The organism is Parabacteroides sp. HGS0025, assembly GCF_000969845.1.
GTDB lineage: Bacteria > Bacteroidota > Bacteroidia > Bacteroidales > Tannerellaceae > Parabacteroides > Parabacteroides gordonii.
The window spans coordinates 410,827-426,074 of the sequence record NZ_KQ033902.1; the positions used below are offsets into that span (position 1 = coordinate 410,827).

Consider the following 15,248-nt stretch of genomic DNA (forward strand, 5'->3'; position numbering starts at 1 on the left):
TTTAATAACAAATTATCATGGGACTAAAGTATGTAGTAAAGAAAACAGTTTTCGGTTTTGATAAAACAAAGACACCGAAGTATGTAGCTCGCCCTTTGCTGGCAGGTACAGTGAATTATCCTGCTCTTTGCGATCAGGTAACTAAGGTAGGAATGGCACCGCGCGGTATAGTGAAAATGGTGACCGACGGTCTGATCGATGCGATCCGTTGGAATCTGGAAAACCATTTGTCGGTGAAGCTAGGTGATTTCGGGACCTTTCGTCCCGCTTTCGGCTGCAAAAGCCAGGAAAATGAGAAGGATGTGAATGCTGAATCTTTGCGCCACCGCAAAATCATTTTCACCCCGGGTGCTTATTTCAAAGATATGTTGAGTGACGTAAGCATCCAGAAATTCGAAATCCCCAAAACCGACGAAACCGGCTCCGGAGAAGGCGGCGGTGAGGACGATCGCCCGGTGATTGAATAACCTCGGATTAGTATCAGGCACGGACTGTATATCGGTACCGTGCCTTTTTTGTTGGCTTAGACCTGTGGTGTTTCTCTCTTGAATCCTCGATAGAAGCGGTATTCTTATCAATCAGTGGAAATATGGTAGATTTACCCTATTAAGTTGAAAGACTTGCCTATTATTGATAGAAAATCAAATATTTATCTTTGCAGTCGTTGATAATCTTTCTTTTTGTGTAGATTTGCATGATTGAAGAATAATATAAAATTACAATGTATATGAAAAAAGTACTTTTCCTCTTTTTGCTTCTGGCAGGTATGACGAATGTCTATGGACAGAAGTTTGCGGTGAAGTCTAACTTGCTGTATGATGCCACCGCTACCATTAACCTGGGAGTGGAAGTGGGATTAAGCAAAAAGTGGTCACTGGATCTGTCCGGTAACTATAACGGTTGGATGTTGGGAGACGATACCCGTTTTAAACACTGGTTGGTACAACCGGAAGTGCGCTACTGGCTGTGTGAGAAGTTTAACGGACATTTCTTCGGAGTACACGGACATTATGCCGATTACAACGTCGGCGGAATTAAGTTCCTCGGAGAGAATATGGAAAACAACCGTTATCAGGGAACTTTGTACGGCGCCGGTCTTTCTTATGGCTATCAGTGGCTGCTGAGCAACCGTTGGAGTATGGAGGCAGTTATCGGTGTGGGTTGGGCGCATCTGGATCATGACAAATATCCTTGTGCTGTTTGCGGAAACCATACAAGCAAATCGAAAGACTATTTCGGTGTGACGAAAGCCGCTCTTTCTTTTATCTACTTTATTAAATGATCGGGACAATGAAGAACAGAATAAATATCTATATGGTAGCTGCTGTGTTGGCTGCCGGATCGGTAAATACGTTTGCACAAACAGCAAAGAGCCCGATCAGCGTATCATGCAACGATCTGATGCAGAAAGGTGATTCTCTTTATATCGATGCAACGATCCGTGTGCAGGGAGATCTGATCGAATCGCGTAAATCGTTGACACTGACTCCGCTGCTGGAAAGTTCAACTCAAAAAGAAGGACTTCCTTCTATCTTGCTGAACGGTAAAAATCGTCAGAAAGTTTATCAGCGTGAGATTGCGTTGAAGAACCTGCAGGATGAACCACGTTATAAAGTGCTTCGTGCCAGGGATGCGGCCGAGCATGTCATTCCTTATAAGATGACTGTGGCCTGGGAGCCGTGGATGAAGGATGCCCGTTTCGTACTGGCTCAGAATTTATGCGGTTGCGGAAAAGAAGAGCCTGTTAGCCCGTTGGTTATTGCCGACAAGATCCGTATGGCACCGACAAAACGCTACGAAGTTCAACCAACCTTGGTGTATATATCACCGGAAGCGGAAACGGAAAAACATCGTGCCGAGGTGGGTACGGCTTATTTGGATTTCCAGGTGGGTAAATCGCAGATATTACCGGACTTCCGTAATAATGCAGCAGAATTGGCGAAGATCGACCGGACGATCCGGACAGTCACCTCCGATAAGAATATCACTCCGAAAGGAATCTTCCTGAAGGGATATGCTTCTCCGGAAGGTAGTTATGCAAGCAACCAGCGGTTGGCGGACGGACGTGTGAAGGCTTTGCGTGATTATATCCGTACACAGAATAACTTCAGTCTCGATTTCTTTACACTGGCTTCCGAGCCGGAAGACTGGAAAGGTTTTGAAGAGAAAACGAAAGCCGATATGGATGTTCCGGCACGTGACGGGGTACTGGCTATTATCGGCAGTAATGATGAACCCGACCGGAAAGAAGCTAAACTACGTGCTTTGCAAGGTGGAGCGGCCTATCGTTATGTATTGAATAATATTTTCCCGTCGTTACGTCGCTCTGAATACCGTATTGATTATACTGTACGTGAATTCACCGTAGAAGAAGGACGTGAAATTATCAAGACGCGCCCGCAGCAGTTGAGCCTGAGCGAAATGTTCGCTATAGCCAACAGCTATGAAACGGGTAGTAAAGAGTATAATGATGTGTTTGATGTGGCTGTACGCATGTACAGTTCGGATCCTGTGGCGAACCTGAATGCCGCAAATATATCTATAGGAAAAGGCGATTACGCAGCTGCAAAGAATTATTTGTTGAAAGCAGGTGATTCGGCTGAAGCAATTCATGCCCGTGGTGTTCTGAAATTAATTGAGGGTGATCTGGATGGTGCTGAAACTCTTCTGAAGCAGGCAAAAGCCGCAGGTGTGACAGGTGCTGCAGACAATTTGAATGAATTGCAGAAAAAAAGAGAGGATAATGCCCTTTTTGATAGTTTCAACATACATAATTGATTGGTTTACCATGTATGATTTGAAAGAATTAGGCATACTTTTGTATCAGATTGAATCATGAAAAAACAAACGAATAATAATATGGAATTTACATCATTAGTTGAGAACGTTTTAGTAAACGAGATTGACAACCAGAACGGAGTACATCTCTATCTGGAGGGAAATAAATGGTGTGCCTATGAACGTTCCGCTTATTACTTGGCACAATTAAAAGTACCGGTGGTAATAAAAAAGGAAATTGTTCGCGAAGGCTATGATGTGATCCTGTTGAAGGCTTTTTTTGAAGTAGACGACATGTGTTTGCCTCTTGCTCCTAAAACAGTCTTGAAACAAGTTGCTGACGATAAGTTATTATTTCAGATAAATGATAACATCGATGGTTTTCCTGAATGGAAGGCTTGGCAGCTGAATAAATTACCAGCATAACGTAAGACCGTGAGGTTTTAATATACTAAGTTGTAAAATTGAGGGTGTATTAAGTCCCCGGAAGTGAGTGGTTTCCTTCCGGGGCATTTTTTTTATTGACGGTTATGCCGGAAGAGGGGTTTGGAAATAGACGATCAACCGGGCATCGGAGGAGAGGGTGAGCGTGAAGCTTGTTCCCAGGGCTTCGTTGAGGGATCCTTGCCACCAGGCTGTCAGGCGCCGGCGGGTAATAGGCCAGCGCAAACCTTCGGTGGTTATTTCTCCGCAGGGATACATGGAAAAGATCGATATTTGCTGGCCGGGTATGCTTGGCAATGTGGCTGTTTGCAGTACGGGGATGAAGCGTCCGTAATCGGAGATCATTTCTACTGTTTCGAACAGAGGGGAGAAATCCGTCAGGAGAGATATGTTTCCCAGTGTATGGTCTTCCCGCAGGCCGGTTGCTCCCAGGATCAGTAATTTTTGATAGCCAGAAGAATGGGCGAACCGGACGGCTTTTGTCAGGTCGTTTATTTCCTGGTCTTCCACCACATGGATACGGTCGGCGTATCGTTCGAGCATTTCCGAAGGGATGCTGTCGAGGTCGCCAACGATGGCTGTCGGTATCAGTCCCCGTTCATGCAGATTTTGTACAGCCCCGTCGCAGGCAATGATAACGGGGGTATTCTCCAAAAGTTCCAGCGGCCAGGTTGTCTGCGGAAAACTTCCGTTAGCAACCACTACACAATCATAAGGTGTTATCATTCGTTTTTATTCCTTTCTTTATTATTGTTTATTCTTTTAATTCAGCTTCTATTTCTTCAATAGACGGGAGACTTCCTTTGAAATTATCAGGGAATAGTCTGGTGAGTTCATACTCCGATACTCCTATAGGTTGATTGATTCCTTTTAATGAATATTCGGCTATAAAACTATCTTTATTTTTGCATATTAAAAGGCCTATCGTTGGATTATCGGTTGGATATTTTAATAAATCATTCACTGCTGTCAGATAGAAACTTAGTTTTCCGGTGTACTCTGGCATGAAATCAGTGGCTTTTAACTCAACAACGATATAACAACGTAATTTTAAATGATAAAAAAGTAAATCAAGATAAAATTCTTTGTCTCCAACTTTTAATGGTACTTGTCGCCCTACGTAGGCAAAGCCAGCCCCTAGTTCTATTAGAAACTTTGTTATATTATCGGTTAGCGCATTCTCTAACTCTCGCTCTTTATAGTTGTTTGTAAGCGTCAGGAAATCGAAATTATAAGGATCTTTTAGTAGTTGTTGAGCCAAATCGCTTTGAATCGTTGGTAATAAACGGGAAAAATTTGAGATGGAATGTCTCGTCCGTTGAAATTCTTGTTGTTTGATATGTGTATCTAGCATACTGCGACTCCAACCGTATTCGATGGTTTTATGAATATAGAACAGAGCTTCTTCTATTGATTGGCATTGAGCAATGATGCGGAGATTATGCCCCCAAGGAATTTGGGATACTAAATCTTGAATATTTAGTGTGTTCTCTAATTGGCCAACAACTTGTTGGCCAATTGTAATATGCTTATAATAAAATAAATACCACTGTTTTATATATTTGATATTGCTGATAGAGAAACCTTTCATATCAGGAAACTCTTGTTGCAGATCAGAGCTTAATTGTTTGATCAACCCATCGCCCCACTGTGATTGTTCTTGCTTGGAAACAATTTCCTTTCCTAAATCCCAATATAAAATGATTAATTCGGTATTAACTTTCAGTGCAGCCTTGATTTGACTGTTTCGAATACGATATTTAAGGTCAATAAGCCATTGTTTGTATTCGAGATCGGATTTAAGAATTGTGTTCATAAGGTTTTGTTATTAGTAAATTTGTTTGATTTCACAAATGTAGAGGTTATTTTCAATATTTCATATTTGTTTTGTATTTATTCCTTTTTTTATCCATGTAATGTAACCGACTATTGCTAAAACTGCGTAGCAAATATACAAAAACATTGTAGGGTAAAGGCCCCGCAGGTAATAAAGATATACCGAGACGAAGTTTACAACAACCCAGAATATCCAGTGCTCGATGATACGGCGGGCCAGCATCCAGGTGGCGACGATGCCGACTGAAGTGGTGAAGGCGTCGCCCATCGGGATGGGAGAGTCGGTGAAGTTGTGCAGCACGTAATAGAGCAGTCCGTAGATGGAAAGGATAGCCAGGGCTATCCCTCCGAATAATGGCCAGGTGATATGGCAATACAGGATCGTTTCGGAGGCAGGTTTTTCCTTATCCGCCGTTTTATCTGTCTGTGCCCATTTCCAGAAACCATAGATGCTGATCGCAACATAATATATGTTCAACCCCATGTCGGCATATATTTTCGAGAAGAAAAAGACAAAGACATATACCAGGGAGGTGAGGAACCCTACCACCCACATGGCTTTATGCTGCCTGATTTCCAACAGCAGGTAAAGTAACCCGGTTATGACTCCGAAATATTCCAGTATTTGTTCCATTGTTTTTAAAATTTGAAGGTGATGCGCGCCATCGCACTGGTGCCTGCCTGGGTGAAATAACCGTCGTCCTTTTTCAAGGTTCCGTTCTCGATATAGGAATATACCCAGGCATTCGTTTCATATTGTTCGTTGAAAAGATTGTTGATTGTTACATCCACACCGATTTCCTTGATGAATTTCGGTTTGAAAACATATCCAACACGCAGGCTGTTCACGAAATAAGGATCGATCGAACGTCCTTTGTCGGAGGAATTGTCGATGTATTGACGGCCGACAAACTGCGAATTAAAGCTGGCGGAGAATCTTTTCAGGTTGAAGTCGAACATGCTGTTGGCAATGATACCGGGTGAAAAAGCGATATCGGTGGTTCCCAGATATTTGCTGTTTTGTCCTCCGGTATCCCAGTTGTCTATATATTGGATGAAGTTTTTTATTTTGTTGCGGCTTAGCGTAACATTCCCGTTCCAGTCGAGCCAGTGGGTGATGCTTACGCCACCTGTCAGTTCGATACCCATGCGGTAACTGTCTTTGATGTTGGTGGTCAAAGCTTCGCCGATTTCGCTGATCTTTCCGGTCAGGATCAGTTGATTGTTGTAATCCATATAATAGAGGTTGGCTCCTACGCGGAAGCGCTGGTTGCCGAAACTGTAGCCGGCTTCGTAGTCATATAAAGTTTCATGGACGGGACGTTCGTCGGGGGCGGCTTCCGTGAAGTTGTCGCGGTTCGGTTCGCGGTTGGCTACCGAGAAAGAGACGAATGCGTTATGTCCTCCCTGCTGGATATTGATGCCGGCTTTCGGGTTGAAAAAATTCCAGTATTTATTGACGTGGATGTTATCACCGGCTTTGTCGTCGCTACCCTTAATGGAATAATGGATGCCACGGTATTGTAAGTCGAGGTATCCGTTCAGCCAGGGGAGTATCCGGTAGTTTGCCTTTACATAGGCATTATAATCCAGTTTGTTACCGGTATTACAGTAGTACTCGAAATCTGGCTCCGGAAGTGCTTCGCTGTTCTTTACCCACATGACACGGCCGAAGTGATCGCCCGTATATTTGTTAACGGCCGAACCGAAGCTCATCTGGAGGCGTTCGGCACGGTAATTGGCACTGTAAACGGCTCCGTAGAAATCGTTGTCCAGCCATTTACGGCGAACGAGATCGGAACGTGTTATTGTATCTCCCTTTCCGTTGATATAAGAGTTGAGTTTGTAGGATTTGAATTTGGCATCGGCCTTATAATCTTCGTAATACCCCTCACCGTGCGTATAGTGAAGGGTCAGGCTCATATTCCATAAATCACCCAGACGCTGGCTGGCCATCAGATGATAATTTTGCTGCCAGTAATTATCTGTTTGGTTATTGTAGAATTTAGTGATGCCGTTCTCGGTGTATTCACCGCATGGATTATAGGTGCGGTCGCTTTCCAACAGATAGGAGGGGACGCCTGTCCATGCCTGGTATGTTTTTTCCACGTTGCCGAAAGTCTGGAAACGGATCAACGTGTTATCTCCGTAATAAGCTGCGGAGCCAAAGTAGGAGTGCATGTTGGCCGTTGCCCGGTCGATATACCCGTCACTTTGGATATTGGAATAGCGGGCGTCGAATACGAAATGTTCATGGAGTAGTCCTGTGCCTGCTTTGACGGAGTTTTTTACGGTTCCGAACGAACCCGCAGAAATAGCGTATTCTGCATAAGGCTTCAGGTCGGGTTTCTGTGTTTGCATGGCGACGGTGGCACCGAAAGAGGCGGCTCCGTTGGTGGATGTTCCCGCTCCGCGCTGTATCTGTATGTTGTCGACGGAAGAAGCGAAATCGGCCATGTTCGCCCAAAAGACGGTATGTGATTCGGAGTCGTTGACCGGAACGCCGTTGACGGTGATATTGATACGGTTGGCATCCGTACCACGGATACGGAAGCCGGAGTATCCGATCCCTGTTCCGGCATCGGATGTCATGATCACGGAAGGTGACTGGGAAATGAGGTAGGGAATACCCTGTCCGTCATTCTTCCGGGTGAGTTCTTTTTTTGATAATTCACTGTAAGCTACTGGCGTACCTTTGGCTACCCTGGTGGCTGTGACCACCACTTCGTTTAAAGATACATCACGGGAAATTTTGAGAGAATCGACAGGCTCGGGACGGTTTCCCGCTGCTGCGAATGAGGCCAGAGATCCGGCACAAATAATCAATACACTTTTCATCCTTTTGTCCTTAAAGTTTAAAACCTGATAAGTGAATAGGTGAGGTGTGTTGTGTGAAGAAGTATACCATGTTTTACAATTCCCTTCGCCGGCATTATCCGTATCAGGTAATATGGGTATCATCTCAGCCTGCGGTACGTTCCATATCTAGAACGCTGCAAGCACCCCCTTGTATTCGGAATACAAAGGAACGGAAAAAACCGGAAGATACCAAATGACCGGCCGGGATGATGATTTTCTTCATTTTCTTATAAAAAGATAGATTTTATTTGAAAACTCGCTGATTATTTGTATATTTGCGGGCGATTAAGCGAAGATGAGGAGGGGGCGGGTAGTCCCCTTCTTTTGTTCTTAACAGTATGTTTATGATTGAAAAGGGAGTAATAACTCAGTTGGTTGAAGAGAAATTGGCTTCTTCCGACAACTATTTAGTTGACGTGGTAATTAAACCGGGAAACCTTATTATTATTGAGATAGATAATGATGAGGGTGTTTGCATCGACGATTGTGCAGCATTGAGCCGGTATGTGGAAGAACATCTGGACCGTGAGGTGGAAGATTTCGAACTGGAAGTCGGATCGGCAGGCGTTACTTCTCCGTTCAAAGTGCTTCGTCAATATGTGAAGAATATAGGAAACGAAGTGGAAATGTTGCTGAAAAGCGGCGTGAAGCTGACCGGAGTATTGAAATCGGCTGATGATAACGGGGTGGTAGTTACCGTTGAAAAACAGGTAAAACCCGAAGGATCAAAACGAAAAGTTACCGTTCAGGAAGATCAATCCTATACATTCGATGAAATAAAATATACAAAATACCTAATAAGATTCAAGTAAAGAAAGATTATGGCCAAGAAAGTGGAAACAATCAGTATGATTGACACCCTTGCGGAGTTCAAGGAGTTGAAAAATATAGATAAGGATACGATGATCAGCGTATTGGAAGATTCCTTCCGTAACGTAATCGCTAAAATGTTTGGTACGGATGAGAATTATGACGTAATTATCAACCCTGAAAAAGGTGACTTCGAGATCTGGAGAAACCGCATTGTCGTGGCTGATGACGAACTGGAAGATCCGAATCTGCAACTAACGTTGACCGAGGCCCGTAAGATCGATGCCGACTGTGAAGTGGGTGAAGAAGTGACTGACGAAGTCTTTTTCGCCGGTTTCGGACGTCGTGCCATCCTGAACCTGCGTCAGACGCTGGCTTCAAAAATTCTTGAATTGCAGAAGGATAGTTTATATGCTAAATATAAAGACAAAATAGGAAATATTGTAGCAGCTGATGTGTATCAGGTGTGGAAGAAAGAGATCCTGTTGCTGGATGACGAGGGTAATGAGTTGCTGCTCCCGAAAACAGAACAGATCCCTTCCGATTTCTACCGTAAAGGGGAAACCGTTCGTGCGATTGTACAAAAGGTGGATAACTACAATAATAATCCGAAGATCATTCTGTCGCGCACAGATAAAATGTTCCTGCAGCGCTTATTTGAACTTGAGGTTCCTGAAATTAACGACGGCCTGATCACGATCAAGGCTATCGCACGTATCCCGGGAGAAAGGGCAAAAGTGGCTGTTGAGTCGTACGACGACCGTATCGACCCGGTAGGTGCCTGCGTAGGAATGAAAGGTTCTCGTATCCACGGAATTGTCCGTGAGTTGAGAAACGAGAATATCGATGTAATTAACTATACATCCAATGTATCGCTGTTTATCCAGCGTGCATTAAGCCCGGCGAAAATTTCCTCCATACGAGTGAACGAAGAAGAACATAAGGCAGAGGTTTATCTTCGTCCTGAAGAAGTTTCATTGGCGATCGGTAAAGGCGGTTTGAATATTAAACTGGCCTGTATGTTGACTGAATACACGATAGATGTATTCCGTGATGTGGAAGGAGCTGATGAGGAAGACATTTATCTGGATGAATTTACAGATGAAATAGACAGCTGGGTAATCGAAGCATTCAAAAATATCGGTTGCTACACGGCGAAGAGCGTTCTGGCTATGAACCGTGAGGAATTGATTGAACGTGCCGACCTTGAAGAGACAACAGTCGACGAGGTACTCGCTATCTTATCTGCCGAATTTGAAGATGAAAGTCAGGAATAAAAAGTATTACGACAAAGTTAGATATGCCCATAAAATTAATACAAGTACAAAGAAAATTAAACGTAGGGATCAACACGGTTGTTGAGTTTCTACACAAGAAAGGTCAGCCTGTTGAGGAGAATGCGAACCCCAACACGAGGATCAGTGATGAACAGTATGCTTTGCTCGTAAAAGAGTTTGGAAAGGATCTGCCTGATGGTGGCTTTGAACGTCCCCGTGTGGTAGAACGTCCTCACAGAGAAAGAGATAAAGAAAGAGAAGCTACTTCTGTGAAAGAAGAGAAGACCTCGGAAATTAAAACAGTGATCCCGGAAGAGTTCAAGCCCAAAATCGTAACGAAGGGCCACATCGACCTGGATGGACAGCATAAAAAACATCAGGAAGCTCCTGAAGTGAAAGAAGAACCGGTTGCAGCTCCGCAACCTACCGTCATACAGCAACCTAAAGTTGTACAGCAGCCGCCTGTTGTAGAACCGCAGCCTGTTGTAGAAAAAGCTTCTGCTCCTTCTCCTGCTCCTGAAGAAAAACCTGTGGAAGCCCCTGCCAAACAGGAAAAGCAGGAACCGGTTCATGTGGAAAAACCTGTGGAGAAAAAAGAAGTAAAAGAGATAGTTGTGGAAAAAGAAAGAATCGAAGAGAAAAAACCGGAGATTATCAAGAAGCCGGAAACGACGACAAACTCTTCTGAAGAAGTGAGTAATACGACTGCTGAAAATCAGTCTTCGGCTGAATCGGAAGAGGATAGCCTGTTCCGGTTGAATACTCCGAAGTTCGAGTCGAATATCAAGGTGACCGGTAAGATTGACCTGAACGCCTTGAACCAGTCTACTCGTCCTAAGAAGAAAACAAAGGAAGAGAGACGGAAGGAACGTGACGACAAGCGCGACAAGTTCAGTAACAACAACAGACCCGGACAACCGGGATTCCATAAAGGTCCGAAAGATCCGAATGCCAAACCGGGTGCACCGGTGAAGCCCGGAGCTCCTGTTAAGCCGGGTGCACCTGTTAAACCGGGTGAAGCCAGCGCGGATGCTAAAAAGAAACGTAACCGTATCAAGAAGGATCGTGTCGATGTAAACAATACGCCGGGTACGAACTATAGCCGTCCGGCTAATCAGGGCGACCGCAAGCCACGTCTGAAAAAGCCTGTAAAAGCTGAAGTAAGCGAGGAAGATGTACAGAAGCAGATCAAAGAAACCCTGGCTCGTTTGACGAACAAGGGTAACAAGAATAACAAGGGTGCCAAGTACCGTCGTGATAAACGTGATGCCGCCGTTAAGCGCGAACACGAAATGATGGAACAGGAGGAAATGGAAAGCAAGATCTTGAAGCTGACCGAGTTTGTTACGGCAAACGACCTCGCCAACATGATGGACGTTCCTGTAACGAAGGTCATCGCTACTTGTATGAGTATCGGTATCATGGTTTCCATCAACCAGCGCCTGGATGCTGAAACAATTAATATCGTAGCCGACGAGTTCGGTTTCAAAACAGAATATGTCAGTGCGGAAGTGGTGGAAGCCATCAATGCCGACGAAGAAGACGATAACGAAGAAGACTGGGTAGCACGTCCGCCTATCGTAACAGTGATGGGACACGTCGACCACGGTAAAACTTCTTTGCTGGATAATATCCGTAAAGCAAACGTTATTGCCGGTGAAGCCGGAGGTATCACACAGCACATCGGTGCTTACAATGTGAAACTGTCCAGCGGACGCCGTATCACCTTCCTGGATACTCCAGGTCACGAAGCGTTTACCGCCATGCGTGCCCGTGGTGCGAAGGTGACCGATATTGCTATCATCATTGTAGCAGCCGACGATGCCGTGATGCCGCAGACCATCGAAGCGATCAACCATGCTTCTGCTGCCGGTGTTCCTATCGTGTTTGCTATCAATAAAGTGGATAAGCCTCACGCTAATCCGGAGAAGATCAAAGAGGAACTGGCAAATATGAACTATCTGGTTGAAGACTGGGGTGGTAAGTATCAGAGCCAGGAAATCTCTGCCAAGAAAGGCATGGGTGTGGAAGAGCTGCTTGAAAAAGTATTGCTGGAAGCAGACCTGCTGGATCTGAAAGCTAATCCGAAGAAACGTGCCGTCGGTTCGATCATCGAATCGTCGTTGGATAAAGGACGTGGTTATGTATCGACCGTATTGGTTGAGAACGGTACGCTGAAGATGGGCGATATCGTATTGGCCGGAACACACCACGGACGTATCAAGGCTATGTTCAACGAACGTAACTTGCGTGTGGAACAGGCCGGTCCGTCAGAACCGGTATTGATCCTGGGTCTGAACGGTGCTCCTCAGGCCGGTGATACATTTAATGTATTGGAAACCGAGCAGGAAGCACGTGAAATCGCTACCCGTCGTGAACAGTTACAGCGTGAATTGGGTATCCGTACCCAGAAGATGCTGACACTGGATGATATAGGCCGTCGTATTGCGGTTGGTAACTTCCAGGAACTGAACGTGATCGTGAAGGGTGACGTGGACGGTTCCGTAGAAGCCCTGTCCGACTCGCTGATCCGTTTGTCTACCGAAGAGATCCAGGTGAACGTTATTCATAAGGCTGTCGGTCAGATCTCCGAATCGGATGTTGTATTGGCGGCTGCTTCGAATGCCATCATCATCGGTTTCCAGGTTCGCCCGTCTGTACAGGCTCGCCGTAATGCGGAAAAAGATGGTGTTGAAATCCGTCTGTACTCAATCATCTACGATGCGATCGAAGAGGTGAAGAGTGCAATGGAAGGTATGTTGTCGCCGGAAATCCGGGAGGAGATTACCGCTTACGTGGATGTTACCCAGGTATTCAAGATCACAAAGGTCGGTACGGTTGCCGGTTGTGTGGTTAAGGAAGGTAAGATCAAACGTACGAACAAGATCCGCCTGATCCGTGACGGTATCGTAATATATGCCGGAGAGCTCGGTTCACTGAAACGTTTCAAGGATGACGTGAAGGAAGTGGTAGCCGGTTTGGATTGCGGTTTGAACATCAATAACTTTAATGATATTCAGGTGGGCGACGTGATCGAATCTTACGAAGAAACAGAAGTTAAGAAAACTCTATAACCATGAACTGGTTAGACATTACATTGCTATGTCTGGCAGGAATTGGATTTGCGAAAGGCCTGTTTGATGGAATGATCAAACAGGTTGTTTCGCTTATAGCCCTCCTTGTTGCCATTTTTTTCTGTGCCAAGGCGGCTGCCTGGTTGAGGGGATATATTGTCGCCCTGGGTTGGTTTCCGGCCGAGGGAGTAACGGTACTCAGTTATGTGGCCGGATTTATCCTGATCCTGGGAGTCGTATTGCTGGCGGGGGAGATCGTACACAGGGTGGTCGGGGTTACACCGCTCAGTGTATTAAACCATCTGGCCGGCGGTTTTCTGGGTCTGGGGCTGATGATCGTTTTTGTCAGTCTGTTGCTGAATATACTCGAAGGTATCGACCGTGGTTCGGTGCTGATCCCGCGGGAAGCCAAGGTAGAATCCCGGTTCTATCATTCAGTTAAAGAAATAGTTCCAACCATTTACCCCGGAAATCTGTTTTCATGGAAGGAGTAAATGGTTTGTTTTAAATATTAATATATAGATATGCAGGAGTCAAACGACATAATTAATGAGGTAACGAGCAGCGATTACAAGTACGGCTTCGTTACAGATATCGATACGGAGGTTATTCATAAAGGATTGGATGAAGAAACCGTCCGTATTATTTCTGCCAAGAAGAATGAGCCGGACTGGATGCTCCAGTTCCGCCTGAAGGCTTTCCGCCACTGGCAGACACTGGAGATGCCGACATGGCCTCACCTGAACATTCCTCCGATCGATTATCAGGATATAATCTATTACGCAGCTCCAAAGAAAAAAGAGGGCCCGAAAAGCCTCGATGAAGTAGATCCGGAATTGCTGAAGACATTCGACAAACTGGGTATCCCTTTGCATGAACGCGCACAACTGGCCGGTATGGCTGTAGACGCCGTGATGGATAGCGTGTCCGTAAAGACAACCTTTAAAGAGACGCTGGCCGAGAAAGGGATCATTTTCTGTTCATTCAGCGAAGCGGTACAACATCATCCGGATTTGGTACAACAGTATCTGGGGAGTGTGGTAAGCTATCGCGACAATTTCTTTGCAGCATTGAACTCGGCTGTATTCTCGGACGGATCGTTCGTGTATATACCGAAAGGCGTGCGCTGCCCGATGGAGCTTTCCACCTATTTCCGTATCAATGCGGCAAATACCGGACAGTTCGAACGGACGCTGATCGTTGCCGACGATGAGGCGTATGTAAGTTACCTGGAAGGATGTACCGCCCCGATGCGCGACGAGAATCAGCTTCATGCCGCCATCGTGGAGATCGTGGCCAAAGAACGTGCCGAGGTGAAATACTCTACCGTGCAGAACTGGTATCCGGGCGATAAAGAAGGAAAAGGCGGTATTTACAACTTCGTAACCAAACGCGGATTGTGTAAGGGCGAAGGCAGTAAGATCTCCTGGACGCAGGTCGAAACCGGTTCGGCTATCACCTGGAAATATCCGAGCTGTATCCTGGCGGGAGATAATTCCGTAGGCGAGTTCTATTCCGTGGCTGTAACGAACCACTACCAGCAGGCCGATACCGGAACGAAGATGATCCATCTGGGAAAGAATACCCGTAGCACGATCGTATCGAAAGGTATTTCTGCCGGTCATAGCCAGAATAGCTATCGTGGATTGGTAAAGGTTTCTCCCCGTGCGGAAGGAGCCCGCAACCATAGCCAGTGCGACAGTTTGTTGCTGAGTTCCACTTGTGGCGCGCATACGTTCCCTTATGCCGATATCCAGAATGAGACGGCTGTGGTGGAACATGAAGCGACCACCAGTAAGATTAGTGAAGAACAGTTGTTCTATTGCCAGCAACGCGGTATCTCTGTAGAAGAGGCCGTCGGCCTGATTGTAAACGGGTATGCCCGTGAGGTAATGAACAAGCTCCCGATGGAGTTTGCCGTCGAAGCACAGAAGCTGCTGACTATCTCTTTGGAAGGTAGTGTAGGATAGGCTTCCGAAGGGTGCAGCACCCGGTTTCCGAGAGGTGCGGCACCCTTCTTCCGAGAGGTGCGGCACCCCTTGAGTAAAGGCTGCGGCACCCTTCAGCAACAAGGTGCTGCACCCTTCGGAAGAGACCTGTTGCACCTTGTTGAGAAGAGTTGCGGCATCCCTCCGAGGGTACCTGCCGCACCTTTCGGAAGATTGTTTTT

At 45.7% G+C, this 15,248-nt stretch carries 13 protein-coding genes and 1 riboswitch; of the genes, 9 read left to right on the forward strand and 4 right to left on the reverse strand.

All coding sequences use genetic code 11. From position 1 onward, the window contains the following. Positions 1 to 17 precede the first annotated feature (17 nt). The 4 genes from HMPREF1212_RS01370 to HMPREF1212_RS01385 all read left to right on the forward strand — a co-directional run bounded on the left by HMPREF1212_RS01370 (position 18) and on the right by HMPREF1212_RS01385 (position 3,204). Positions 18 to 467: an HU family DNA-binding protein gene (locus HMPREF1212_RS01370; RefSeq protein WP_046148167.1), complete on the forward strand. Its 450-nt coding sequence runs from the start codon at positions 18 to 20 to the stop codon at positions 465 to 467. Between the two features lie 260 nt (positions 468 to 727). Beyond that, a complete protein-coding gene (locus HMPREF1212_RS01375; RefSeq protein WP_028729854.1) occupies positions 728 to 1,282 on the forward strand; it encodes a DUF3575 domain-containing protein in 555 nt (184 codons plus the stop codon). A gap of 8 nt (positions 1,283 to 1,290) precedes the next feature. Beyond that, the gene (locus HMPREF1212_RS01380; protein ID WP_046148168.1) at positions 1,291 to 2,778 is read left to right on the forward strand and encodes a DUF3868 domain-containing protein; all 1,488 of its coding nucleotides are present in this window, start codon (positions 1,291 to 1,293) and stop codon (positions 2,776 to 2,778) included. A gap of 57 nt (positions 2,779 to 2,835) precedes the next feature. Then, on the forward strand, positions 2,836 to 3,204 hold the full coding sequence (locus tag HMPREF1212_RS01385; RefSeq protein WP_369800797.1) for a hypothetical protein: 369 nt from the start codon (positions 2,836 to 2,838) through the stop codon (positions 3,202 to 3,204). Positions 3,205 to 3,306: 102 nt separating this feature from the next. Here the strand turns inward: HMPREF1212_RS01385 and HMPREF1212_RS01390 are convergent, their stop codons facing one another. Genes HMPREF1212_RS01390 through HMPREF1212_RS01405 form a run of 4 tightly spaced genes read right to left on the reverse strand, consistent with a single transcriptional unit; the run spans position 3,307 to position 7,896 of the window. After that, positions 3,307 to 3,948 carry a thiamine diphosphokinase gene (locus HMPREF1212_RS01390; protein ID WP_046148169.1) on the reverse strand — a complete coding sequence of 214 codons (642 nt, stop codon included), beginning with the start codon at positions 3,946 to 3,948 and terminating at the stop codon, positions 3,307 to 3,309. A 28-nt stretch (positions 3,949 to 3,976) separates the two neighbouring features. Further along, positions 3,977 to 5,038, reverse strand: a complete 1,062-nt coding sequence (locus HMPREF1212_RS01395) for a PDDEXK nuclease domain-containing protein (RefSeq protein WP_028729850.1) — start codon at positions 5,036 to 5,038, stop codon at positions 3,977 to 3,979. 60 nt (positions 5,039 to 5,098) lie between these two features. After that, positions 5,099 to 5,692: a nicotinamide riboside transporter PnuC gene (gene pnuC / locus HMPREF1212_RS01400; protein ID WP_028729849.1), complete on the reverse strand. Its 594-nt coding sequence runs from the start codon at positions 5,690 to 5,692 to the stop codon at positions 5,099 to 5,101. Positions 5,693 to 5,697: 5 nt separating this feature from the next. Beyond that, entirely contained in the window at positions 5,698 to 7,896 is a 2,199-nt protein-coding gene (locus HMPREF1212_RS01405) for a TonB-dependent receptor (protein ID WP_046150188.1), read from the reverse strand. Between the two features lie 62 nt (positions 7,897 to 7,958). Beyond that, positions 7,959 to 8,075: riboswitch (TPP riboswitch) on the reverse strand. 186 nt (positions 8,076 to 8,261) lie between these two features. On the opposite strand from HMPREF1212_RS01405, the gene rimP reads away from it, so the two are divergent. The 5 genes from rimP to sufB are packed head-to-tail and all read left to right on the forward strand — an operon-like array spanning position 8,262 to position 15,048. Beyond that, the gene (gene rimP, locus HMPREF1212_RS01410) at positions 8,262 to 8,729 is read left to right on the forward strand and encodes a ribosome assembly cofactor RimP (RefSeq protein ID WP_028729847.1); all 468 of its coding nucleotides are present in this window, start codon (positions 8,262 to 8,264) and stop codon (positions 8,727 to 8,729) included. A 9-nt stretch (positions 8,730 to 8,738) separates the two neighbouring features. Then, positions 8,739 to 10,004, forward strand: coding sequence for a transcription termination factor NusA (nusA, locus tag HMPREF1212_RS01415; RefSeq protein WP_046148170.1), 1,266 nt, complete (start codon positions 8,739 to 8,741; stop codon positions 10,002 to 10,004). A 23-nt stretch (positions 10,005 to 10,027) separates the two neighbouring features. Beyond that, positions 10,028 to 13,078: a translation initiation factor IF-2 gene (gene infB, locus HMPREF1212_RS01420; protein WP_046148171.1), complete on the forward strand. Its 3,051-nt coding sequence runs from the start codon at positions 10,028 to 10,030 to the stop codon at positions 13,076 to 13,078. A 2-nt stretch (positions 13,079 to 13,080) separates the two neighbouring features. Further along, on the forward strand, positions 13,081 to 13,572 hold the full coding sequence (locus tag HMPREF1212_RS01425) for a CvpA family protein (protein WP_046148172.1): 492 nt from the start codon (positions 13,081 to 13,083) through the stop codon (positions 13,570 to 13,572). 30 nt (positions 13,573 to 13,602) lie between these two features. Continuing rightward, positions 13,603 to 15,048 carry a Fe-S cluster assembly protein SufB gene (gene sufB / locus HMPREF1212_RS01430; protein ID WP_046148173.1) on the forward strand — a complete coding sequence of 482 codons (1,446 nt, stop codon included), beginning with the start codon at positions 13,603 to 13,605 and terminating at the stop codon, positions 15,046 to 15,048. The last annotated feature ends 200 nt before the right edge of the window (positions 15,049 to 15,248 follow it).